Raw genomic sequence first — 2294 nt, 5'->3', positions numbered from 1 at the left:
GCCGTGCCCGCCGAGCACCCGCTGACCGCGGTGGTGCACGCCGCCGGCGTCCTCGACGACGGCGTGATCGGTTCCCTGACGCCGGAGCGGCTCGACACGGTGTTCGCGCCGAAGGCCGACGGGGCCTGGCACCTGCACGAGCTGACCGCCGGGACGGACCTGGCCGGGTTCGTGCTGTTCTCCTCGGTCGCCGGCGTGATCGGCGCGGCGGGGCAGGGGAACTACGCCGCCGCCAACACCTTCCTCGACGCGCTCGCCGAGCACCGGCGCGCACGGGGGCTGGCGGCGACGTCGCTGGCGTGGGGCGCCTGGGACACCGGCATGACCGGAACGCTGACCGAGGCCGAGCTGGACCGGATCGCCCGGTCCGGCCTGCCGCCGCTGTCGTCGGCGCAGGGCACCGGGCTGTTCGACGCCGCGCTGCGGCTCGGCGACGCCGCACTCGTCCCGATGCGCGTCGAACTCGACGTCCTGCGCTCGCGGGGTGAACTGCCGTGGCTCCTGCGCCCGGTGACGCGCCCCGCCCGCCGCGCCGCGGCACGCGCGCTGTCGGAGACCGCGACGAGCCTCAAGCAGCGGCTGGCCGGGCTGCGGGAACCCGAGCGCTTGCGGTCGCTGCTCGACCTCGTCCGCACCGAAGCGGCCACCGTACTCGGGCACGCTTCGCCGGCCACCGTGGCGCCCGAGCGGGAGTTCCGCGAACTCGGCTTCGACTCGCTCACCGCGGTCGAGCTGCGCAACCGCCTCAAGACCGTGACCGGGCTGCGGCTGACCGCGACCCTGGTCTTCGACCACCCGACCCCGGCCAGGCTCGCCGGGCACCTGCTGGCCGAGCTGGCCGGCACCGTCGCCGACGTCGTCGTGCCGCGCGCCACCACCCGCCCGGCAGGCGACGACCCCATCGCGATCGTGTCGATGGCCTGCCGCTACCCCGGCGGCGTCCGGTCGCCGGAAGACCTGTGGGAACTGGTCCTCGGCGGCGGCGACGGGATCACCGGGTTCCCCGAGAACCGCGGCTGGGACCTGGCGAACCTCTACACCACCGACCGCGAGGACGTCGGCCGGTCCTACACCCGCGAAGGCGGGTTCCTGCACGACGCGGGCGAATTCGACGCCGGGTTCTTCGGGATCTCCCCGCGCGAGGCCCTGGGCACCGACCCGCAGCAGCGGCTGCTGCTGGAAACGTCGTGGGAGACCATCGAACGGGCCGGGATCGACCCGGTCTCCCTGCGGGGCAGCCGGACCGGCGTGTTCGCCGGGGTGATGTACCACGACTACGGCTCCGGCGGCGTCGAGTTCCCGCCGGACGTCATGAGCTTCCTCGGCATCGGCACCTCCGGCAGCGTGATGTCCGGCCGCGTCGCCTACGCCCTCGGCCTGGAAGGCCCCGCGGTCACCGTCGACACCGCCTGCTCCTCGTCGCTCGTCGCGATGCACTGGGCCGCGCAGGCGCTGCGCTCCGGCGAGTGCGAGCTGGCGCTCGCCGGCGGGGTGACCGTGATGGCGACCCCGGGCCCGTTCATCGACTTCAGCGCGCAGGGCGGCCTCGCCGCCGACGGCCGCTGCAAGTCCTTTTCGGACTCCGCCGACGGCGTCGGCTGGTCCGAAGGGGTCGGGATGGTGCTGCTGGAACGGCTTTCGGACGCCCGGCGGCACGGGCACGAGGTGCTGGCCGTGCTGCGCGGCTCGGCGGTCAACTCCGACGGCGCGTCCAACGGCCTCACGGCCCCGAACGGCCCGTCGCAGCAGCGGGTGATCGGCCAGGCGCTGGCCAGTGCCGGGCTCGGCACCGGCGACGTCGACGTCGTCGAAGGGCACGGCACCGGCACCCCGCTCGGTGACCCGATCGAGGCGCAGAGCCTGCTGGCCACCTACGGGCGGGGCCGCCCCGACGGCCGGCCGCTGCTGCTCGGCTCGGTGAAGGCCAACATCGGCCACACCCAGGCCGCCGCCGGCGTCGCCGGGGTGATCAAGATGGTCCAGGCCATGCGCCACGGCGTCCTGCCGCCCACACCGCACCTGGACACCCCGTCCACGCACGTCGACTGGAGCACGGGCGACGTCGAGCTGCTGACCCAGCTCACGCCGTGGCCCGAGACCGGCCGGCCGCGTCGCGCGGCGGTGTCGTCCTTCGGGATCAGCGGCACCAACGCCCACACCATCCTCGAGCAGGGCCCGGCCCCGCTCGCCGACACACCCCGGCGGACCGCCGACGGGGCCGTGCTGCCGGTGCTCGTCGCGGGCAAGACCCCGGCGGCGCTGCGGGCCCAGGCCGCCCGGCTGCTCGCCCGGTT

1 protein-coding gene is annotated in these 2294 nt (G+C 75.2%); it reads left to right on the top strand.

Features of this window, described 5'->3' with window-relative positions; genetic code table 11:
- A partial coding sequence (locus tag G3I65_RS34060) for a type I polyketide synthase (protein ID WP_160699738.1) occupies window positions 1-2294 on the top strand: 2294 nt, incomplete at both ends.

The sequence above is a fragment of the Amycolatopsis sp. SID8362 genome, assembly GCF_010550475.1.
In the GTDB taxonomy this organism is placed as follows: Bacteria; Actinomycetota; Actinomycetes; order Mycobacteriales; family Pseudonocardiaceae; genus Amycolatopsis; species Amycolatopsis eburnea.
The sequence above is the reverse complement of the archived record's forward strand: the minus strand, read 5'-3'. Positions and strand labels throughout refer to the sequence as shown.